General features: G+C 66.7%; 16 protein-coding genes and 1 tRNA gene. 12 read left to right on the forward strand and 5 right to left on the reverse strand.

The features are described 5' to 3' along the window. Window positions 1-6: 6 nt before the first annotated feature. Entirely contained in the window at window positions 7-3,033 is a 3,027-nt protein-coding gene (locus YM304_RS02595; RefSeq protein ID WP_015440072.1) for a UPF0182 family protein, read from the forward strand. Between the two features lie 70 nt (window positions 3,034-3,103). On the opposite strand, the gene YM304_RS02600 is transcribed toward YM304_RS02595, so the two are convergent. Next, complete coding sequence (locus YM304_RS02600; protein ID WP_041297932.1) at window positions 3,104-4,108, reverse strand: hypothetical protein; 1,005 nt, start codon at window positions 4,106-4,108, stop codon at window positions 3,104-3,106. 40 nt (window positions 4,109-4,148) lie between these two features. On the opposite strand from YM304_RS02600, the gene YM304_RS02605 reads away from it, so the two are divergent. Together YM304_RS02605 and YM304_RS02610 are read left to right on the forward strand one after the other, a co-directional pair. Beyond that, window positions 4,149-5,519, forward strand: a complete 1,371-nt coding sequence (locus tag YM304_RS02605; protein WP_015440074.1) for a TrpB-like pyridoxal phosphate-dependent enzyme — start codon at window positions 4,149-4,151, stop codon at window positions 5,517-5,519. A gap of 53 nt (window positions 5,520-5,572) precedes the next feature. Further along, window positions 5,573-7,606 (forward strand): M10 family metallopeptidase domain-containing protein, encoded by a 2,034-nt coding sequence (locus tag YM304_RS02610; protein WP_041297933.1) that lies wholly within the window; start codon window positions 5,573-5,575, stop codon window positions 7,604-7,606. Between the two features lie 38 nt (window positions 7,607-7,644). On the opposite strand, the gene YM304_RS02615 is transcribed toward YM304_RS02610, so the two are convergent. From YM304_RS02615 to YM304_RS02625, 3 genes are all read right to left on the reverse strand, one after another. Then, the gene (locus tag YM304_RS02615; protein WP_015440076.1) at window positions 7,645-8,286 is read right to left on the reverse strand and encodes a GNAT family N-acetyltransferase; all 642 of its coding nucleotides are present in this window, start codon (window positions 8,284-8,286) and stop codon (window positions 7,645-7,647) included. 9 nt (window positions 8,287-8,295) lie between these two features. Continuing rightward, window positions 8,296-9,291: a DMT family transporter gene (locus YM304_RS02620; protein ID WP_015440077.1), complete on the reverse strand. Its 996-nt coding sequence runs from the start codon at window positions 9,289-9,291 to the stop codon at window positions 8,296-8,298. Between the two features lie 109 nt (window positions 9,292-9,400). Further along, window positions 9,401-12,394: a fibronectin type III domain-containing protein gene (locus tag YM304_RS02625; protein ID WP_015440078.1), complete on the reverse strand. Its 2,994-nt coding sequence runs from the start codon at window positions 12,392-12,394 to the stop codon at window positions 9,401-9,403. A 333-nt stretch (window positions 12,395-12,727) separates the two neighbouring features. Between YM304_RS02625 and YM304_RS02630 the strand changes: the two genes are divergently transcribed. From YM304_RS02630 to YM304_RS02640, 3 genes are all read left to right on the forward strand, one after another. Beyond that, window positions 12,728-13,867, forward strand: a complete 1,140-nt coding sequence (locus YM304_RS02630; RefSeq protein WP_015440079.1) for an ABC transporter substrate-binding protein — start codon at window positions 12,728-12,730, stop codon at window positions 13,865-13,867. 69 nt (window positions 13,868-13,936) lie between these two features. After that, window positions 13,937-14,013, forward strand: a tRNA-Met gene (locus YM304_RS02635). A gap of 382 nt (window positions 14,014-14,395) precedes the next feature. Beyond that, the gene (locus YM304_RS02640) at window positions 14,396-14,914 is read left to right on the forward strand and encodes a type II toxin-antitoxin system VapC family toxin (RefSeq protein ID WP_015440080.1); all 519 of its coding nucleotides are present in this window, start codon (window positions 14,396-14,398) and stop codon (window positions 14,912-14,914) included. Between the two features lie 184 nt (window positions 14,915-15,098). Here YM304_RS02640 and YM304_RS02645 read toward each other — a convergent pair whose 3' ends face one another. Then, on the reverse strand, window positions 15,099-15,800 hold the full coding sequence (locus tag YM304_RS02645) for a TetR/AcrR family transcriptional regulator (protein ID WP_015440081.1): 702 nt from the start codon (window positions 15,798-15,800) through the stop codon (window positions 15,099-15,101). Between the two features lie 82 nt (window positions 15,801-15,882). Here YM304_RS02645 and YM304_RS02650 point away from each other — a divergent pair, with 82 nt between their 5' ends. From YM304_RS02650 to YM304_RS02675, 6 genes are all read left to right on the forward strand, one after another. After that, window positions 15,883-16,494, forward strand: coding sequence for a hypothetical protein (locus YM304_RS02650; protein WP_015440082.1), 612 nt, complete (start codon window positions 15,883-15,885; stop codon window positions 16,492-16,494). A 10-nt stretch (window positions 16,495-16,504) separates the two neighbouring features. Beyond that, window positions 16,505-17,029: a VOC family protein gene (locus YM304_RS02655; protein WP_015440083.1), complete on the forward strand. Its 525-nt coding sequence runs from the start codon at window positions 16,505-16,507 to the stop codon at window positions 17,027-17,029. Between the two features lie 48 nt (window positions 17,030-17,077). After that, window positions 17,078-18,547 carry a class I adenylate-forming enzyme family protein gene (locus YM304_RS02660; RefSeq protein ID WP_015440084.1) on the forward strand — a complete coding sequence of 490 codons (1,470 nt, stop codon included), beginning with the start codon at window positions 17,078-17,080 and terminating at the stop codon, window positions 18,545-18,547. Window positions 18,548-18,675: 128 nt separating this feature from the next. Beyond that, a complete protein-coding gene (locus YM304_RS02665; protein WP_015440085.1) occupies window positions 18,676-19,719 on the forward strand; it encodes a zinc-binding dehydrogenase in 1,044 nt (347 codons plus the stop codon). Between the two features lie 152 nt (window positions 19,720-19,871). Then, complete coding sequence (locus YM304_RS02670) at window positions 19,872-20,702, forward strand: SDR family NAD(P)-dependent oxidoreductase (RefSeq protein ID WP_083908553.1); 831 nt, start codon at window positions 19,872-19,874, stop codon at window positions 20,700-20,702. Between the two features lie 71 nt (window positions 20,703-20,773). Then, window positions 20,774-21,649 carry an alpha/beta fold hydrolase gene (locus tag YM304_RS02675; protein WP_015440087.1) on the forward strand — a complete coding sequence of 292 codons (876 nt, stop codon included), beginning with the start codon at window positions 20,774-20,776 and terminating at the stop codon, window positions 21,647-21,649. Window positions 21,650-21,717: the final 68 nt, after the last annotated feature.

Consider the following 21,717-nt stretch of genomic DNA (forward strand, 5'->3'; position numbering starts at 1 on the left):
GCGTCGATGCGGCGCTCTTCTGACCTCCCGGTCGATGCGCCACGCCGCCGTGTCAGCGGCCGTGGTGTTCTCATCGTTCTCGGTGGACTCTTCCTCTTCGTACTGATCTTCGGTCGCGCCATCGCGCGTTTCTACGTCGATTACCTCTGGCACGACGCGCTCGATCGCGGCGACATCTTCTGGGGCGTGATCGGAGCAAAAGTCACGCTCTTCCTGGGGTTCTTCGCGATCTTCGCGGTGCTCGCCGGGCTGAACCTGTTCGTCGCCGACCGCGTCGCACCCGAGACGTTCCCGGCCGAGGTGCACCCGTACGTCGAGCGATTCCACGACCTGTTCGGCCGCCGGCTGCGGCTGCTGCGCTACCTCGTCGCGCTGCTGTTCGCGATCATGTTGGCGATCCCGGCGATCGCCCGATGGCAGCAGTGGCTGCTGTTCCGCAACTCGAAGAGCTTCGGAGTGGCCGACGCGCAGTTCGGCAACGACGTCGGTTTCTACGTCTTCCAGTTGCCGTTCCTGTCGTTCGTGTTCGACTGGATGTTCGCCGCGGTCATCGTCGTGCTCCTGCTCACGATCGCAGCGCACGTGCTCAACGGCGGCGTCGTGTTCGTGTCGCCGGTGCCGGTCATCCGCCAGGCCACCAAGACCCACGTGGCGGTGCTCCTCGCGCTGCTCGCCGTGCTCAAAGCGGCCGACTACTGGCTCGACCGCTACGAGCTCACCAACGCGCAGACCGGCATCGTGCAGGGCGCGACCTATTCGGTCGTCAACGCGCAGATACCCGCGATCATGTTGCTCATCCTCATCGCCGGGCTCACGGCGGTGCTGTACTTCTCGGTGGCCAAGACCGGCTCGTTCCGGCTCCCGGTCATCGCCTCGGCGCTGTGGCTGGTCGTGTCGATCGTCGGCGGTGTGATCTACCCGGCCGTCGTGCAGGGCCTGATCGTCAACCCCGATCAGGAGAGTCGTGAGTCGGAATACATCGAACGCAACGTCCGAGCCACACGCGAGGCGTACGACCTCACCGAGGTCGACGTTCGCCCGATCGAGTTCGACGACGACCTGACCGCTGCCGAGGTCGAGTCCGACCTCGAAGCGATCGACAACGTGCGCCTGCTCAACCCGACAGCCATGCTCGACCGGTTCGTGTTCGACCGTGGCGACGTGTCGGAGCTCACCATCAACGACCTCGACGTCGACCGCCAGTCGCTCGACGGCAAAGACGAACAGGTCTTCGTCGGTGCGCTCGAACTCGACCTCGCCGGCATCCCCAACCGAAGCTGGCAGGGTCTCCACCTGCTCAACACGCGTGGCTGCGGCATGGTCATGGCGCCGGCCAACGCGGTCACCGCACGCGGCCAGCGGCCCGTGTACCAGACGGTCGAACTCGAACGTCCCGAGCTCTACTTCAGCCCGTCGCTCACCGGCTACGCCATCGCCAACACCGAGTCGAACGAACGCGAGTGCGAGGAACCGCACCAGTACGAAGGCGAGCTCGGCGTGCCGATGTCGTCGTTCGTGCGCAAGGCGGCGTTCTCGCTGGCCTTCCTCGACTACAACCTGCTGCTGTCGGGCGCGATCCAGAGCGACTCCACGATGCTGTGGGTGCGCGGCATCAACGATCGCCTCGAGAAGCTCGCTCCGTTCCTGTCGTACGACGCCGACCCCTACCCGGTCGCGTTGAACGGCCGGGTCAACTGGGTGGTCGATGCGTACACCACCACGAGCCGGTACCCGTACTCCGAGAGCGTCGGCGACGTGAGCCGTTCGAGCTCGTCGGGTCTCAGCTCGAGCGACAACTACATCCGCAACAGCGTGAAGGTCGTCGTCGACGGCTACAGCGGCGACACCACCTTCTACGCGGTCGACGAAGAAGATCCGATCCTGCGGGCCTGGCGCAGTGCCTTCCCGGATCTGTTCACCGACTTCGCCGAGATGCCCGACGAGCTGCGCGAGCATCTCCGCTACCCGGAAGATCTCTTCCGTGTGCAGACCGAGCGCTACTCGAAGTACCGGATCGACCCCGAGTTGTTCTTCGACCGCACGGGTGCGTGGTCGATCGCCCAGGCTCCTCCGGGCACGCCGACCGCGGCGACCACGACCGGCACGGCCACCGAGTCGACCACGGCTGGTTCGGCCTCGCGCAACACGTTCGCCGTCGAGGCCAACACGCCTCGCTTCTCGCCGTACTACACGTACTTCGACACGAGCTTGCCCGATGAGCCGCTCGACGAGGAGTTCGTGCTGTTCCGGCCGTTCGTCGAGTTCTCGACCGACAACTCGCGTACCCAGCTCCAGGCGTACATGACGGCGTCGAGCGACCCCGACACCTACGGTCAGCTCACCACCTACGTGGTGCAGCCGGGCGACGAGAACCAGTTGCCCGACGGCCCGCTGCGCGTCGCGTCCGACGCCGAGTCGACCGAGCTGATCTCGCTGCGCATCTCGCGAGACAACGACGGTGGCACCGGCGTCGTGTTCGGCGACCTCCAGGTCGTGCCCGTCGCCGATGGACTCATCTACATCCGCCCGTACTACGTCACGCAGAGCCAGACCGGGAGCCGGGTCAGCCAGACCACCGAGTTCCGTGCGGTCATCGTGTCGCACGACGGTCAGGCCGTGCTGGCCCAGACGATCACCGAGGCGCTCACCGAGCTGTTCCCCGGGTTCGACGGTGAACTCGACGAGATCGCCGAGATCGATCCCGACGACCCGGCGGCCGAGCCGACCGATCCCGACGATCCCGATGCCACTCCCGTCGACCGCACGTCCGACGAGCTGTTGCTCGCCGTCAACGACCTGCTGATCGAGGCCGACGCGGCACTGGCGTCGGGCGACCTCGGGGCGTACCAAGACAAGGTCGACGAGGCGAATGCCACCCTGGCGCAGGCCATCGAACTGCTCGGCATCGCTCCCGAACCCGAACCCGAGTCGACCGACGACGGTGACGAATCATCCGAGGGCGACGAAGCCGGAGACGACGAGCCGGCTACGGACGACGGCGACGAATCGTCGTCCGACGACACCGACGGCTGACGCGCTGCGCCCGAACCGATCGGGCACCGCATCGTGCCGGTGAACAGGGGCGCCGCGCTCCGCCGAAGCGTCAGGCGGTGCCGGGGCGGCGAAGCCGTTCGACGAGCTCGGCGAGATCGTTGCGGAACTGGATCTCGTAGCGGGCCTGCTCGTTGGCGAGCCGTGTCTGGCCCGAGGTGATCTCGTCGAGGCGCTGCTCGATGGCGGCGGTGTCGCCGCCGCGCTCGTTGACGGCGTCGAGGTCGCTGCTCAGCTCGGTGAGCTGATTGGCGAGCTCGACGGAGATCTGCGTGACGCGAACGTCGAGGGCGCTCATCTTCTCGGCGATCTGGCCGATCTGGAGGCGGAGCTCGTCGTCGACGGCGCGCGGGGGTGTGTGATCGGTGTCGGCCGACTCGATCGCTGCGGCCTTCTCAGCCGTGTCTTTCGCCACGAGGGCGAGGTCGGCGAGGTGGAGCCGCTGTTCTTCGACCGTTGCCGCGAGCGCGGCGACCTGTTCGGCGAGGCGTCGCTCGACGTCGTCGACGCGCGGGTCGCCGACGGGCTTCGCCGCAGACGCGGACGCGGCGGTGGCGATCCCTTCGACGGCGCCGATCTTGCCGTCGACGTCGCCGACTCGTCCTTCGACTTGGCCGACTTTGGTTTCGACGGCGCTGACTTTGCCGTCGACGTCGCCGACTCGTCCTTCGACTTGGCCGACTTTGGTTTCGACGGCGCTGACTTTGCCGTCGACTTCGCCGACTCGGGCCTCGACGCTGCCGACCTTGCTGACCACGTCGCCGACGTTCGACTCGACCGTTCCGACCTTCGACGCCATCGACCCGACGGCGCTGGCGACCTCGCCGACGCGGCCCTCGACCGCACCCACCTGACCCTGCACGGTGACGACCTGCACCTCGACGTCACCCACCTGGGTGGAGAGGCGCTGGTTCTCGGCGTCGAGATGCACGACTCGCTCTTCGAGTTGCGACTTGGCCGCGTCGGCCTGGTCGAGGCGCTCGCGCATGGTCACCAACTGCTCCTGCATCATCCGCAGGTGTTCGGCGTCGTTGTTCTTCTTTCGAAAGAGTCCCATGAGTTCCTGGCAGAAATCTACCTGACTACTGTTTCGCAACATGGCTGGCCACGACACTCCCAAGAAGATCCACCTCGACGAATCCGAGATGCCGACGCAGTGGTACAACGTCGTCGCCGATCTCCCCACGCCTCCGCCCCCGGCGCTGCACCCCGGAACCCACGAGCCGGCCGGCCCCGACGACTTCGCGCCGCTGTTCCCGATGGCGCTCATCGAGCAGGAGGTCACCACCGAGCGGTACGTCGACATTCCGGGCGGCGTGCTCGACGTGTACAAGCTGTGGCGGCCGAGCCCGCTGTTCCGCGCCAAGCGCCTCGAGGAGATGCTCGACACCCCGGCGCGCATCTACTACAAGTACGAGGGTGTGAGCCCGGCCGGGTCGCACAAGCCCAACACCTCGGTGCCCCAGGCGTACTACAACCACCAGGAGGGCATCACGAAGCTCACCACCGAGACCGGTGCCGGGCAGTGGGGCAGCGCGCTGGCGTTCGCCACGGCGCAGTACGGCATGGAGTGTGAGATCTGGCAGGTGGCGGCGTCGTACAAGCAGAAGCCGTACCGCAAGACGATGATGGAGATCTGGGGCGCCACGCTGCACTCGTCGCCGTCCGAGCTCACCGAGTTCGGTCGAGCGCTGCTCGCCGAGAACCCCGACCACACCGGTTCGCTCGGCATCGCGATCTCCGAAGCGGTCGCCATGTGTGTGGCCGATCCCAACGCTCGGTACGCGCTCGGCTCGGTGCTCAACCACGTGCTGATGCACCAGACGATCATCGGCGAAGAAGCACTGCTGCAACTCGCCAAGGTCGACGAGACACCCGACGTGCTGGTGGGTTGCACCGGCGGCGGGTCGAACTTCGGTGGGCTCGCGTTCCCGTTCCTGCGCGAGAAGCTGGCCGGCAAGATGGATCCGATCATCCGTTGCGTCGAGCCGGCAGCGTGCCCGACGCTCACGAAGGGCGAGTACCGCTACGACTTCGGCGACAGCGCCGGCATGACCCCGCTGATGAAGATGCACACGCTCGGTCACAGCTTCGTGCCCGAACCGATCCACGCCGGCGGGCTCCGCTATCACGGCATGGCGCCGCTCGTCTCGCACGTCTACAACGAAGGTCTCGTCGAGGCGATCGCCATCCCGCAGCGCGAGTGCTTCGCCGCTGCGATCGACTTCGCCAAGACCGAGGGGATCGTGCCGGCGCCCGAGCCGACACACGCCATCGCCGCGGCCGTTCGTGAAGCGTTGGCGTGCAAGGAGTCGGGTGAGGAGAAGGTCATCCTCACCGCGCTGTGCGGCCACGGCCACCTCGACCTGGCGAGCTACGAGAAGTACCTCCACGGCGACATGGTCGACTACGAACTGCCCGACGATGCGATCGCCGAAGCGATGAAGTCGGTGCCCGTCCTCAACTGAGCAACGTCGGCGCCGCGGTCTGGCGGGGTCGGTGGATGGGCAATACTCGTTCGGTGACCTCGCACGACCCGTCCGATGCCATCGCCGAGGGAGGAGCACGCCGATTCGTCGCGCTGGTGGCCGTGGCGGGCTTCCTCGCTTCGGCGATGCTCGTCCTCTCGCTCGCGCCCGATGCGCCTCGCGCCCGTTCGGCGACCGGCGAGATCGTGGCGACCGAACCGACGCGCCTGCTCGACACACGGCCGGGCGAGTCGACGATCGACGGCGAGTCGGCGGGGGAAGGACGCATCGAGGCGGGCGAGACCCTGAGCGTGCGCGTGGCCGGACGGGCCGAGGTGCCGGCCGATGCCGGCGCCGCCTTCCTCAACGTCGTGGCGATCAGCCCGGAGCGGCGCGGCTACCTGACGATCTTCCCGTGCGACGGCGACCAGCCGACGGCGGCGAGCCTCAACTACGAGGGCGGCAGCGTCACCGCGAACGCCACGCTCGCCCGGCTGTCGGGTGACGGCTCCGTGTGCATCTTCTCGTCGGCCACGACCCACCTGGTCGCCGACGTGACGGGCAGCGTGCCCGACGACGGCTCGCCGGTGGCGCTCACGCCCGCCCGTCTCTTCGACTCGCGTGACACCGGCACGACCGTCGACGACCTGTTCCTCGGTGGCGGTCCGGTCGACGTCGACTCGGTGACGCCGATCGACGTGGCCGGACGCGGTGGCGTGCCCGCCGACGCGGCGTCGGTGATGCTCAACGTCACCGCCGTCGGCGCGCAAGCCAACGGGTGGGTCACCGTGTTCTCGTGCGACGACGACGTGCCGCTCGCCGCCAACCTCAACTACTCGGCTGGCGGGGTGGTCGGCAACGGAGCGCTCGCGACGCTCGACGACACCGGGCGAGTGTGCGTCTACTCGAAGGCGTCGATCGAGCTCGTCGTCGACGTGACGGCGTACGTGCCCGACGATCGTGACCCGGTGGCGGCCGAGCCGATCCGACTGCTCGAGAGCCGGTTCACGAGGAGCAACTCGACCATCGACGGGCAGAGCTGGCGTCTCGGACGTCGCTTCGGCGGGACGACCACGCAGCTCCAGATCGGCGGCCGGTGGTTCGTCCCCGACGGGATCGACGCGGCGTTCATCAACGTCACGGCGATCGGCCCGTCGACGCGTGGCTTCGTCACGATCTACCCGTGCGGCACCGAGCGTCCCAACGCGGCGAGCCTCAACTTCGTCGCCGGTGAGGTGCGTGCCAACTCGGTGCTCGTCAAGCTGGGCGGAGGAGGCACGGCGTGCATCTACACGTCGGCCGAGACCGATCTCGTCGTCGACCTGTCGGGCTGGATCGACGACCCGGCGACCGCACCGCCCACCGAGCCGCCGCCGACGTCGACACCCGGGGCCACGCCCGACACCGTCGTGGCGCCGTCGACGACGCAACCGCCTGCGACGTCGCCGACGAGCGGGGCGTTCAGCCTCCTGATCGAGCAGCCGGGCTATGGGGTGATCCGGTGGGATCCGTGCCGTCCGATCCGCTATCTCGTCAACAGTGCGCTGGCCACGCCCGAGCAGATCTTCTACATGAACCAGGGGATCGCCAAGATCGAGCAGGCGAGCGGAATCGACTTCGAGTACGTGGGCCAGACCGACGGTGGCCACGAACTCGACGTGCCGGCCGGTCAGAACGCCGATGCGGTGTTGGTGTTCAGCAGCCGTGCGCTGTCGTCACGCCTCGTCGGCAACGTCGGAGTCGGTGGACCGAGCGTGAACTTCTACAGCGGCGGCCGAGCCCGTATGACCTCCGGTGGGGTCGCCGTCGACACCGAGCAGATGACGCAGGGCAACCAGCATCTGGTGTGGGCGCACGAACTCGCGCACATGCTCAACCTCGGTCACGTCTCCGATCCGAACGAACTGATGGCGCCGCTGCTCGACGGACAGAACGACTTCGGCCCCGGTGATCGGCAGGGCCTGTGGACGGTCGGCGCAGCGCAGGGGTGCCTGCCGGCGGTGCGAGCAGGCGATCACCTCGTCGCTTCGGAGTCGAACTTCGGTCACGAACATCACGACGGGCACGACGAGCAGCACACCGACTGACCGGCTCCGGGTCGTGCGCCGCGCACGGCGGCGTCGCGTCAGAGGACGAGTTCGAGTTCGCCCGGGTGGGCCGCGGCGGTGGCCTCGAAGCCGGCGCGATGGAGATACTTCTCGTGGGCTTCGGTGACGGCATCGGCGCGCAGGCGTCGTACGCCGAGCGAGCGGAACACCTGGGCACCCTGGCCGTAGAGCCACGTGCCGAGGCGTGAGTCGCGGTGCTCGCGCAGCACGTAGTCGAGGTCGATGTGCAGCGTGTCGTCGGCGATGTGGCCGACGACCAGGCCGGCCGGGAGGCCTTCGCGAGTGAGCATCATGGCGACCACGTCATCGCCGACGGGCATGGAGAAGTCGGGTTGGAAGTGGCAGATGTCGTCGATGTGGTACTCGACGAAGTCGCGGAGGAACGGGGAGTCGTGGCGGATGAGCGACACGCCGAGGTCGGCCGAGCCGGAGGTGCGCACCACGAACTCCTTGCGGAGGAACCACACGTTGATCGCGGCGATGCACAGGTTGGTGATGATGATCGGCGTCGACTCGATGAGGATGCCGTAGACGAGGAACGTGACCGACCCGCACAGCGAGATGAGGCGGAGCTTCAGGATCGACCGCATCGTGAGCGACAGCACGACGAGCGCGGACGCGGCGTAGCCGATGACTTCGGTTCCGTCGAATGCGATCACGAGCAGAGACTAAGCCGTGCCGTCGTCGATACCGGTCGACGCATCGCTCGTCGAGTCGGTGGGCGCGTCGAGGACGACGGCGGCGGTCGTTGCACCGGTCGTGGGTTGCTTGGTCTGGCCGACGACGATCATGGCGAGTGCGCCGATCACCGAGGCCATCGCCACGCCCTGGAGCAGGGTGATCGTCTCGTCGAGCACCAGCCAGGCGAGCGCGGTCGAGGCGACGGGGATGAACAACGTGAAGGTGGAGCCGACCCACAGCGGAATGCGTTGCAGCGACCAGTTCATCAGCGAGTGGCCGACGATGCCGGAGCCGATGATCATCAGCGCGAGCCAGCCCCAGTTCGATGCATTGGGCCACGACATGTCCTGGCCGATCGGCAGGCCGATGCCGATGCAGATCACGGCGGTCCACAGCGACGTGCCGGCGGTGAACTCGGTCGAGGTCATCTTCTTCTTCGACTCCTTGGAGGCGATGAAGTAGGCGCTCCACGAGAACATCGCGGCGAGTGCGAGCAGGTCGCCGCGCAGGCTGCGTACTCCGTCGCCGGTCGATGCGGTGACGACCACGAGCGCACCGGCCATGGCCACGATCGACCAGAGCGCGTCGCGCGGGCGGATCTTCTCGCCGAAGAATCGGGCGGCGATCACCCCGACGAGGACGGGTTGCAGCGACCCGATGATGGTGGCGTTGACGACGCTCGTCGACTTGATGGCGGAGAAGAAGAAGACGATGTCGCCGCCGAGTGCGAGCCCGCCCCACATCGAGTTGCGGATCATGTTCCAGCTGAACGTGACGCCGCGGGTGCGCATGAACAGCGCGAGGCCGATGAAGAAGACACCGAACCGGTAGGCGCCGATCGCCAGCGCATCCATGTCGAGATACTTCGCGAGGATGGTGCCGGTCGACCAGGCGGCGACCGCGATGCCGGCGCCGACGAGGCCACGCGGCAGGTCGTCGCCGTCGGCCGCGGTGGCGGTCGTGGTTCGGGTCGTGCTGGTCACCCGTGCAACGTATCGGTCGTGACCGATCGCTGTCACCACCGGGCGTTGCCGGCGGAACGGTTCCACGGTTCCCGGCGCTCAGCCCGGAAACCGTCGTGGAACGTGAGGGTCAGATGTCGATCTGTGTCGACGGGGTCTTGTAGCTCTCGTTGCCGGCCGCGTCGACGGCTCGCACCTGGTACCAGTGGCTACCAGCCGCCGGTGTGGGCACGGTGAACGTGGTGCTCGGTACACGGCCGATCTCGACGGCGTTGCGGAACACGATGTATTCGGTGACGCCGACGTTGTCGGTCGAGGCGGTCCAGGTGAGGGTGACGTCGCCGTTGTCTTCGATCACGCCGACCAGATCCCGCGGCGTGTTCGGCGGTGTGGCATCGACACCCAAGATGGTGATCTTGGTGGACGGGGTCTTGTAGCTCTCGTTTCCGGCGGCGTCGACCGCTCGCACCTGATACCAGTGATCGCCGTCGGCCGGGGTCGGCACGACGAACGTGGCGCTCGGTGCACGGCCGATCTCGACGCCGTTGCGGAACACGATGTATTCGGTGACGCCGACGTTGTCGGTCGAGGCGGTCCAGGTGAGGGTGACGTCGTCGTTGTCTTCGATCACGCCGACGAGGTCGCGTGGCGTGGTCGGTGCGGTGGTGTCGCCCGCGCTGATCGTGATCATGGTGGAGGGCGTCTTGTAGCTCTCGTTGCCCGCGGCGTCGACGGCACGGACCTGGTACCAGTGGTTGCCCGCCGCCGGGGTCGGCACCGTGAAGGTGGTGTCGGCGGCTCGGCCGATCTCGACGGCGTTGCGGAACACGATGTATTCGGTGACGCCGACGTTGTCGGTGGAGGCGGTCCAGGTGAGGGTGACGTCGCCGTTGTCTTCGATCACGCCGACGAGATCGCGCGGTGTGGTCGGTGCGGTAATGTCGCCGGCGTCGATGGTGATCTTCGTCGACGGCGTCTTGTAGCTCTCGTTGCCCGCGGCGTCACGAGCTCGCACCTGGTACCAGTGGTCGCCCGCTGCAGGGGTGGGGACGACTGCGGTCGGCGTGAGCACGGTGTCGATGACGACGCCGTTGCGGTACACGATGTAGTCGACGACGCCGATGTCGTCGGTGGATGCGGTCCAGGTGAGGGTGACGTCGCCGTTGTCTTCGATCACGCCGACCAGGTCGGTGGGTGTGGTCGGTGCGGTGACGTCGTCGCCGAGGATCGTGACCTTGATCGGGATGTTCTTGAAGCCTTCGTTGCCGGCGGCGTCGAGGGCTCGCACCTGATACCAGTGGTCGCCGGCGTCGGGGGCGGGCACCACGAAGCTCGTGTCGGCGGTGCGGCCGATCTCGACGCTGTTGCGGAACAGCACGTACTCGGTGACGCCGACGTTGTCGGTCGATGCGGTCCAGGTGAGGGTGACGTCGCCGTTGTCTTCGATCACGCCGACGAGGTCGGTGGGCGTGCTCGGGCGGGTCGTGTCGACGTCGGTCGCCGTGAACACCTGCGTGGTGGCCGAACGGTTGCCGGTGTAGTCCATGGCCCGGACGAAGTAGCGGTCGGCGCTGGTGCCCTCGGCGTCACGGAACGTCGTGATCGAGATGTACGACGCGAGGACCGAGTCGTTCTTCAGGAGTTCGTAGCGGACCTGACCTCCGCGGTCGTCGCCGGCCGACGGCTCCCAGGCGAGGTTGACGCCGTTGCTGACCACTTCGGCCGTCGGGTTCGACGGGGGAGCGGGCGGGGTGGAGTCGGCAGCGCAGAACTTGGCGAAGCCGCCGACGTAGCGGGGCGTGTTGCCGTCGTAGCTACCGCGGTTGAAGTCGCCGCCCGCCCACAGGCAGTCGGTCGAGTCGGCGAAGAGTTCCCAGGCGCCTTCGCCGCGCTCGGTGCCGATCTGCGGGTACCAGGTGAGGTGGTCGTGGGTGCCGCCGATGGTGGCGTCCCAGGCACCCATCCAGCGGACGGGCTTGCGCGAGGTCCAGCCGTTGAGGTTCGGGTACGAGGTGGTGTCGGCGTACTCGTAGGTGTCGCCGTTGGCGTGGCTGCCTTGATAGACGATGCCGTTCATTTCGGTGAGTGCCTGGCCGTCGCCCCACGGGTAGCTGATGAAGCCGCGCAGCAGTCCGAAGTCGGAGGCGCGGTACACCTGCTGGCTGTGTTGGGCGCCGGTGAGCCACACTTCGTCGCCGAGCGAGAGAACGGCCTGCTGGTACGAGTTGTAGACGTTGGCCGTGTAGGTGCGGACCATCGGCTCGAGGTCGGGAACGAGTTGGCCGTTGCTGGCGTGCATGGTGCCCATGCCGATCGACCAGGTGCCGTTGACGTAGAAGAAGTTGCCGGCGGCGTAGACGCGGTCTCCGTCGGCGTCGACGTCGAACACGATGCCGTTGATGTCGGGCAGGAAGGCGCCGTCGATGTTGCCGGTGCTGAGCGTTGCGCGGGCGATGCGCCCGGCGTTCTTGGTGATGCCGTCGGAGCCTTTGATCTGCGTGAAGTTGCCGCCGATGTAGAGCTTGTTGCCTTCGATGTCGAGGGCGCGGGCGAGCGGGCGGGCGTTGCTGCCGGTGAGCGTGAGGCTGACGCGCCACGTCGGGTCGACGGCGCCGGTGGTGGCATCGAGCATGGCCACGCCGGAGGTGTTGGCGACGCCGTTGATGTTGGTGAACTGTCCGGCGACGATCAGGCGACCGTCGTCGGTTGCCTTGAGGTCCCAGACGTTGCCGTTGACGGTCGGGCGGAACGTGTCGATCCAGGCGCCGGTGGTGCGGTCGAACGCGGCGAGGAACGGTTGGTCGAAGCGTTCGCCGGTGGCGGCGATCTCGACGCGGGTGAACTTGCCGCCGACGTACATCGTGTCGCCGATCTCGGCGAACGCGGCGACGCGGATGTTGGTGTTGGGGAAGCTGTCGTTCTGCGAGTTCATGCCGGTCACACCGGCAGCGAGGACTTCGGTGCGCTCCGACACGAGCGGCGACGCGGCGACAGGCAGTGCCGGGAGGCCTTCGTCGGGGATCGGGTCGGCGGCGAGCACCGTCGAGCTCGCCGGGGTGGTGACGAGCACCGAGGCGGCGACCGCTGTCGCCAGGAGGAGTCCGCGCATCGTGTTCTGTTTCATGACCGTCCGCTTTTCACAGGTGAGGTATCGGACACAGCAACCGCCTGCTGTATCGATATTCCAGCGTATTGACCATTTCGGGGCCGTTGGGGCAAGTCTCCGACACGTCTTGGTCAGGTTTTTCACCATCTGTGGTCACCCGTCTACCGACGGTCGTTTTCCGGTCGATTCTGGCGATGGGAGCGCCCCAATCGCGCTCGTTCGCTGCCGGTCTGTCGAGTGGGCCACGGTGGTCTGATGCGGCGATGAGGGGGCGTCGGGGCTTCGTCAAGGCGTGTCTTGAAGTTGTCGATTGGCCGTTTCCGCCCGGGGGTGGTCGGTACCGTTGGGCGGATGATTCGTTCGGCGGGCTCCGCATTCTCTCGACTCGTGGTGCTGCCGGTGGCGGCGGCGCTTGCGGTCGCATCGTGCTCGGGGAGCGACGACTCGTCCGACTCGGCGGCGAGTTCCGCGCCGGTGGTGACCGATGCCGAGACGGGTGAGCCGGTGTTCGACCCGGCCAACCCGGAGGGCACCGCCCCGCCGGTTCCGGGCACGGCCGTGGTGCTCGACGACGACGTGATCATCGAGACCGAGGACGGTTCGATTCCGACGCCGACCACCGAGCCGCCCGTCGATCCGAACGGGCCCGATGCGCCGCCGGTCGACGTGACCACGACGACGGCTGCGCCCGTTGCGGTTCCGGAGGCTTCGGAGATCGGGCGGATCGTGTCGATGTCGTCGACGCACACCGAGACGCTGTTCGCGCTCGGGCTCGGCGAGTTCGTGGTGGCGGTCAACAACACGTCCGACTTCCCGGCAGAGGCGGCCGCGGTTCGTGTCGACGACCTGGACGCCGACTCGGCCGACCTGTCGACGCTGTTGGCGCTCGATCCGGACGTGGTGATCGTCGGTGACGATCCGACCGATCTCGTCGGGCGACTCAACGAGTCGGGTGTGGCGTCGTTCAGTGGGCCGCCGGCGACGTCGCTCGACGACGTGTTCGCGCAGATTCGCAGCATCGCTTCGCTGGTCGACCGGCCCGATCTGGCCGAGGGGTTGATCGGGTCGATGCAGGCCGAGATCGACGAGATCGTCGGTTCGATTCCCGCGGGTTCGGCGTCGGCTGGTGAGCGGACGTACTTCCACGAGATCGACCCGTCGCTCGTGACGGTGTCGCCCGGGTCGTTCCTCGACTCGATCTACGGAGAGCTCGGCTTGACGTCGATCGTGGCCGACGCCGACCCGTCGGGCCTCGCGCAACTGTCGCCCGACGAGGTGATCGCCGCCGACCCCGACGTGATCGTGTTGGCCGATGCCGAGTGCTGCGGCGTGACGATCGACGTGCTCGCCGGCCGTGCCGGTTGGAACTCGATCGGTGCGGTGAGCGACGGTGCGGTGGTCGCGTTGACCGACGATCTGGCGCTGCGTTGGGGGCCGCGTGTGGTGGAGTTGATGCGTCTCGTTGCGGGCGGCGTTGCCATCGCCGGGTGACGTCGGCGACAGTGTTCGACGCGGCGTTGTGTTCGCGTGCGAGGGGCTCTACAGTTCTCCATACCTCGTCGCGGGGTGGAGCAGTTCGGTAGCTCGTCGGGCTCATAACCCGAAGGTCGCAGGTTCAAATCCTGCCCCCGCCACCATTTGGGAGCCCTGGTAGGTCGCAAGATCTGCCAGGGCTTCTTCGCGTCTCGGGGCCGATCTTCTAACCATTCCTTTGTCGGATGTGATGCGCTAGTAGCCCAGCATGATCCGCTCCGGCGACCGGTACCGGGCTGACGCCTGCCGCATCGCCGCTCTTTCGAAGGCTGAGGACCTACGGCACGAGCTGTCCGAATTCGGCGATCGCTGATCCACTGAACACCAGCTTGCAGCGTGATTCCCCGCTCGTCGCGAACTCTGTGACACCCATAGGGCAGTATTGACGGATGTCCTCGCCTTCCGGCCCCACTGACACCCCGGAGAAGTCCCTGGCCGAGTTCTTCGCGGAGATCGAATCTGGCGACGGGCCAAGCTTGACGGCTGATGATCATCGCGACCTGGTTGCCGCTGTGCGTTCCGACCGCGAACGGCCAGACGCCTGACGTGCACGTCGTTGTCGACGCATCGCTGCTTGCAGGAACGCTCGTCGACGTCCAAGGCGACATCGGTCGTCGCTACCGAGAGAAGCTCACTGACCTTGTCGGCGATGATCGCGCGTACGTGATGCGAACTCTGACGAAGCTGGAAGTAGCGGCAGCGTTGCGGAACAAGCTGCTCCGAGCCAGCAGCGACCCGGTACTGACGGAAGAGCACTGTGACCGGGCGATCAGAAGCATGGCCAGCTGGCCGTTCCAGCGGATCGAGCTGACACAGCCGATGCTCGTTCGTGTGTGGGAGATGCGAAACAACATCACGCCGTACGACGCCATGTACGTCGCCGCCACCGAGCAGTTGATGAACGAACATGACGGCAACGCAGTTCTGGCGACCGCCGACGGACGTCTCGCCAATGCGCCTGTCTTGAGTGTCCCCGTCGAGCGGTTCTCGCCCGACGACCCCTGACGCAAGGATTTGCGCCGCGGTTTGACGCGCACGGCCAAACGTTGCGCCATCGGCACGCATCGGTTCGACGATGGCGTCTCGCGCAAAAGCTGTGTGGCTACTCCGCCATGGGACGGGCCGCACCCACCTCATCCACCTCGTTCGGCCGGCACACCAGCGAACGCGGTCTTCCGCACACAACCGACTACCGGCCGACCTGCCTCTGTTCGTCGGCGTGGGGCGATGGCTCTGTCGGCACCAGAGTGACTCGCACGAGGTCGGAGATGAGGTCGTGCACCTCGTCGGTGCGCAGCAGTCCGGCAGCCCACTGGTTGAGGGCGAAGTAGAGCGTGGCGAAGGCGATCGTGGCGATCGTGTGCGCGTCGCGCGCTCCCTGGCCCGGCATCGTCGTCTCGAACAATTCGACTGCGCCGTCGATGCTGGCGCGTAGGGACGAGGTGACGGCGCTGTCGCCGGAACGTCCCGTCAGGTTGATGAGTCGGAGCATGTGGGGCTCGCGGGCGAACGCGTCGATCGTCCGGTGGAGCACGTTCTCGAGCCGAGCGGCGTCGGTGTCGCCGACTGCGTCTTGGGCGAACGCCGCCCAGTGTCTGGTGCACCAGGTGAGATACGCCTCGGCGAACAACGCCTCTTTCGAGCCGAAGTAGCTGTACACGGTGGCAAGCGCGACATTGGCCTCGCCAGCCACTTCGCGCACCTCGACGTTCTCTGATCGCTGGGCGAGCAGCGCGAGTGTGGCCTCGACGATCCGCGAGCGTCTCTGGAGTTGCTTGTCGGTCCAGTCGACCGCCATCGGCGGGGCACCCGCCGCCGGACCCGTGAGTTTGGGAGCGAGCGAATCCCCCGACATCAGACCTCCTCGCCGCACGGCGTTGCGCACTCGCATTGCTTCAAGCCGACGAATCTACTTGACAAACCCCCGATTCAGGACCAGAATCTGATTCTGTTCCTAAAGGGGGAAGGTACTGATGACGAAACTCGAGATCACCATGCTCACGCGGGCCGCCGACGAGTTGCTCGCGGTGACGGAGAATCCGCTGCACCGGCAGATCCTGGAGAACTACCGGCGCCACGCCATCCTCGAGGTCACCGGGAACTGGCAGCAGATCTTCACGCCGGAGATGACCGTCGAGCACCCCGTCTACCGCGTCAACGGGGGCGGCATGAGCATGACGTTGGATGGACTCGACCAGGTTCAGGCCTTCTACCAGGGTCTCAGCGCGACCGAGACCACGGTGATGGTGCTCGAAGACGAGAACATCGCGGTCGCCGACTGGGGCTTTGCGTCCGAGGCGATCTTCCACACCTACGTCACCGGTGCCGCAGCGGCTGCCAGCTTTGCTCGCGGCGAGGGTGGGTTCGATGCGGATCCCGAGCGCTTCTACGTGAACCGGCGGCGGCTCGCGATGATCTGGCCCTACGACGAACGCGGCCGAATGATCGGCGAGCACGTGTACGTCCACGACGACGACTCCGCCACAGTCGAGGTGCCGCAGTCGGACTTCATCACGTTCGACGAAGCGTGTGAGCAACTGCTGCCGACCCTTCGGCCGCTGCCCGCGTACGAGCCGGTCAGCTGAGGGCGTCGTCGTGCTCACCGGGACCGCCCGCCAGAACGGCTTCATCGTCGAGGACATCGAGGCGGCCTGCCTGCATTGGGCCAAACGCTTCGGCGCTGGTCCGTTCTTCGTCGTTCGGCACGCGCCGTTGGCCTCGTTCCGCTACCAGGGCGTCGAGAGCGAACCCGACCTGAGCATCGCCCTGGGCAACCTCGGCGAGCTGCAGATCGAACTGATCCAGCAACACAACGACGCCCCATCGCCGTACCGGGACTTCGCCACGGCAAAGCAGTCGGGGCTGCACCACACCTCGGCGTGGGTGAACGACTACGACGCCGAGCAGGCCCGACAACGAGAACTCGGCGCCGAGCCGGACTGCGAAGGACAGCTCAGCGACGGCATGCGCTTCATGTACTACGGCTCCACCTCCGTCGACGGGTCCGCCCTCGAGGTCGCGGATCTCGGACACGACAACGAGTTCGCCGCCGGCTTCGAGCTCGTACGTCAAACCCACCTTGCGTGGGACGGCGACGAGCCCGTGCGGTTCCTCAACTGAACGCCTGCAACCACTCATCCAGCAGCGAGCCCGAGTCGGAGACATCCCATGCTTGATCGAATCCTCTACGAAGCGGCCCGCCGCCACGGCGATCGACCGGCGCTCATCGACGGCGCCGGCACCCGCACCTACGCCGAACTCGAGGCCGTCTCCGCCGCTGTGGGGCAGGCGCTGCTCGATCTCGGTGTCGCTCCGGGCGACCGGGTCGGCCTCCACGCGTTCAACAGCTGGGAGTGGGTCGCCGCCTATCACGGCATCCTCCGCGCCGGCGCGACCGTCGTTCCCATCAACGCTCTGCTCACCGCCGACGAGGTCGACTTCATCCTCCGGGACTGCAACGCCGTCGCACTGATCGGCTCGGACGACAGCCTGGCTCGCGTCGCCGACGCCACGACGGAGATCACGAGCCTGTCGTTCTCCGCGTTCGCCGACCTGAAACCTGCAGCTCCCCTCCAGCCGAGCCTCGAGCCGGACGCAGTTGCGAGCATCGCGTACACCTCGGGAACCACAGGACATCCCAAGGGTGCGGTCCAGACGCACCGGTCCGTCTACCTCAACATGGCGCTGACAGCGACGATGCACGGGCGCACCGACCGCGACGTGCTCGTCACCGCGCTCCCAGCAGCCCACGTCTACGGCAACGTCGCCATCAACAGCACGCTGATGGCCGGCGGCACCGTGGCCCTGCTCGAACGGTTCGAACCCGCAGCAGCGCTCGAATCGATCTCCCGTCACCGCGCAACGCTGTTCGAGGGCGTCCCCGCGATGTACTCCAGGCTCGCGGCAGACGAGAACCTCGCCGCGGCGGACCTCTCGACCCTCCGCGCGTGCACGGTGGGCGGGCAGACGATCGCCACGTCGGTGGTCGAAGAGTGGGAGGCGAGGACCGGCGCCCCCCTGCTCGAACTGTGGGGCATGACCGAGGTCTGCGGGCTCGGCACGACGCATCCGCTGTACGCCCCGAACGTCCACGGCTCCATCGGCGTTGCCCTGCCCGGCATCTCCATTCGCGTCGCGACCTTCGACGATGACGCCATCGAGGCCGCACCGGACGAACCCGGCGAACTCCAGGTATCAGGCCCCATCGTGATGCACAGCTACCACGGCAACCCGACGGCAACCGCCGAGGCGTTCACCGCTGACGGATGGCTCAAAACCGGCGACGTCGCCACACTCGATCGACACCGCTACGCGCGCGTGGTCGACCGGCGCAAGGACGTGATCCTCTCCGGTGGCTACAACGTCTACCCAGCCGAACTCGAGCGGGTCGTGGCCGCATGCCCAGGCGTCGAACTCGTCGCTGTCGGGAGCGCGTCCCACTCGGACCTCGGTGAGGTTCCCAAGGCGTACGTGGTGCCACGACCAGGTGCAGACGTCGACGAGGCGACGATCATCAGCCACTGCCGCGCCCACCTCGCCTCGTACAAGATCCCCGCCAAGGTGGCCTTCGTCGAGAACCTTCCCACGACGTCGACCGGCAAGTTGCTCCGCCGGAGCCTCGGCGAACTCGATGTCTGACACTCCGAGAACACACCGCTACCGAGGGCGCCGAACGACCGCATCCCTCGGCCACCCACCCATCACTCATCCACCAGCGAGCAGCCGATGACCGACAGCGGCAACTCCGTCGAAAGGACGCATATCTGATGCGAGCAGCAGCGTTGAACTCCGGCCAGATCCACGTCCGCGACGACGTCCCCGAGCCGCAGCCCGAAGCCGGACAGATCCTCGTGCAGGTGAAGGCATGCGGCATCTGCGGATCCGACCTGCACTTCGCCGAGCACGGCGCCGACTGGCTCGCACTCTCCAAGGAGATGCAGGGCGCGCCCCCGCTCACCCTGGACGGCCCGGACGTCGACCTCGGCCAAGACGTCTTCCTGGGTCACGAGTTCTGCGCAGAGGTGCTCGAAGTCGGCCCCGACACGGTGGGCCCGAAGCCGGGAACGCTCGTCACGTCGATCCCGGTTCTGCTCACGGCCGGCGGCATACGATCGATCACCTACAACAACGACGTGCCCGCCGGCTACGGCGAGCGCATGCTCCTCTCGGCCGACGTACTGACCGAAGTACCCAACGGGCTCGACTTCCGCCACGCCGCACTCACCGAGCCGATGGCTGTCGGCATGCACGCCGTCAACAGATCGGGAATCACCCCGAACGACGGCGCGCTGGTGCTCGGCTGCGGACCCGTCGGTCTGGCCGTGATCGGCGCACTGAAGCTGAAGGGCGTCGAGACGATCGTGGCCACCGACTTCTCCCCGGCCCGTCGGGCACTGGCCGCCACGATGGGCGCCAGCGAGGTCGTCGACCCGGCCACCGAGCCCGCCTTCGACGCCTGGCAACGCGCCGGCGGCGGCCGCCCGCTCGTCGTGTTCGAAGCCATCGGTGTGCCCGGGATCATCGACGGCGTCCTCCGCGACGCACCTCACGGCACCCGGCTCGCGGTCGTCGGCGTGTGCATGGAGCACGACCGCATCAACCCGTTCTTCGCGCTCAACAAGGAGATGAACATCCAGTTCTGCTTCGCCTACGACCCGATGGAGTTCAACGAGACGCTGCGCTGCATCGCCGAGGGCGAGCTCGACGTGGCCCCGCTCATCACCGGGGAAGTGGACCTCGCCGGCGTTGCTGGTGCCTTCGAAGCGCTCGGCGACCCCGACAACCACTGCAAGATCCTGGTGACCCCCTGACATCCCGACCGTCGGTTGTCTCACCACGTTCGACGCCGAACACGCGGGCGATGTCTCCACATTCGTCCAAGGCTCATCCAACGTAAGCATCGCCCGGCTCGTCCGGGCAAAGGAGCAAACACATGAGACGACTCGACGGCAAGGTCCTCCTGATGACAGGAGCTGGTGGATCGATCGGAAGTGCCGCAGCCCGGCGCTGCGCGGAACAGGGCGCAAACCTCGTCCTCACCGACATTCGAGAAGACGCGCTCGAGCAGTCAGCGCACGACGCGAGGGCGGCCGGAGCTGAGGTCCTGTCCCTCATCTCCGACACGCGTTCCGAGGAAGCTTGCGACGACGCGGTCGCACAGGCTGTCGAGAAATTCGGCAGAATCGACATGGTCTGGGCGAACGCCGGCGAGGCATGGGTCTCGGAATCATTGGAACAAGACAAGGATTTCTGGACGAGGTGCCTGGAACTCGAGCTCATCGGTCAGTGGTTGCCGATTCGGGCTGCGCTCCCGACCATGGTCGAGCAGCAATCCGGGTCCGTGTTGGTGAGCTCGTCGATGACGGCGAACACGGCCTACCGGCACATCGCGGCGTACAGCGCGGCGAAGGGCGGTCTCCAGTCGCTCATGAAGACACTGATGGTCGAGTTCGGCGACGACAACATTCGCTTCAACAGCCTGGCGATCGGGTCGACCGAAGGGCGCCACATCGTCGCGTCGAACGCCATGCGAGCAGGCATCTCCTTCGAGGAAGCGGAGCGCGTCGTCGACCTCACGAAAGTGACTCGTGACTTCATCTTCCCGCTGGGTCGGATGGGAACCCCCGACGACATCGCCCCGGCGGTCGAGTTCTTCGCGTCGGACGATTCCGCGTGGGTCACGGGCACGACGTTCTTCGTCGACGGTGGCCTCACCAGCGCGGGGATGGCCGGTCTCCACCGGTTCGATGCCAACCAATGGGGCACCTTCAAGCGGACGATGCTGGACGACTGACCACGCTGCGAGCCGCCAGCGTTCGATACCACGCGTGCGGCTCCAGCTCGAGAAAGGCAAGTAAAGGCAAGATGAGTTCAACATCAGAAAACGCAACGTTCGTGTTCGTTCACGGCGCCCATCACGACGGCGGCACCTGGGACGACCTCGTCCCGGAGTTGGAAGCCCGCGGACATGGCTCGGTCACGCTCGACCTGCCCGGCGCCGGCGTGAACGCGGCGGAACCGGAGTCACTCCACGTACGGCCACTCGACCCGGTCGCTTTCGGCACGGAACCATCGCCGAACGCCGGCGTGACTCAGGACGAACGAACTGCTGCTGTCATCGAGGCCGTTCAGGCTGCAGCAGCGATGGGCAACGGTGACGTCGTGCTCGTCGGACACTCGTTGGGTGGGCTCACCACCTCTGTCGTCACCGAAGCCATCCCGGAAAAGCTGAAAGCCACCGTCTTCCTGGCATCGTTCCTCGCGCCCAACGGAATGATTGCCGGCGCGTTGCTCGGCCACGAAAGCATGGCCGACTCTCACATGCTGGGTCTCTTGATGGCAGACCCAGGAGTGGTTGGCGCCATACGTATCGACACTCGCTCGACCGACCCTGAGTACCTCGCCAAGGTGAAGGCTGCGTTCTACGCCGATCTCACCGACAGCCAGTTCGAGGCAGCGATGGGCAAGTTGCACTCCGACGAACCAGCACAGGTTGGCGCCGAGCCCTCCAACATCACTGCGGAGAACTTCGGCCAGGTCGACCGGCATTACATTCGTTGCGCGCAGGACAACGTCATGACTCCGGCATGTCAGGATCTGGTGGTTCAGATGGTGGACGAGTCCCTCGGTTCGACAACGACCGTTCATGAGATGAACACCAGCCATTCGCCGTTCTACTCTGACCCCGCAGGTCTGGCAGACATCCTGGCGTCCATCGCTGCCTCGCCATCGGCCGAGTGAAGGTCGCCCACATCAATCCAACGCTGCAGCTCACCGGTTCGCTTCACATGAACGCCCACCCACACGGA

The organism is Ilumatobacter coccineus YM16-304 (assembly GCF_000348785.1).
GTDB lineage: Bacteria > Actinomycetota > Acidimicrobiia > Acidimicrobiales > Ilumatobacteraceae > Ilumatobacter_A > Ilumatobacter_A coccineus.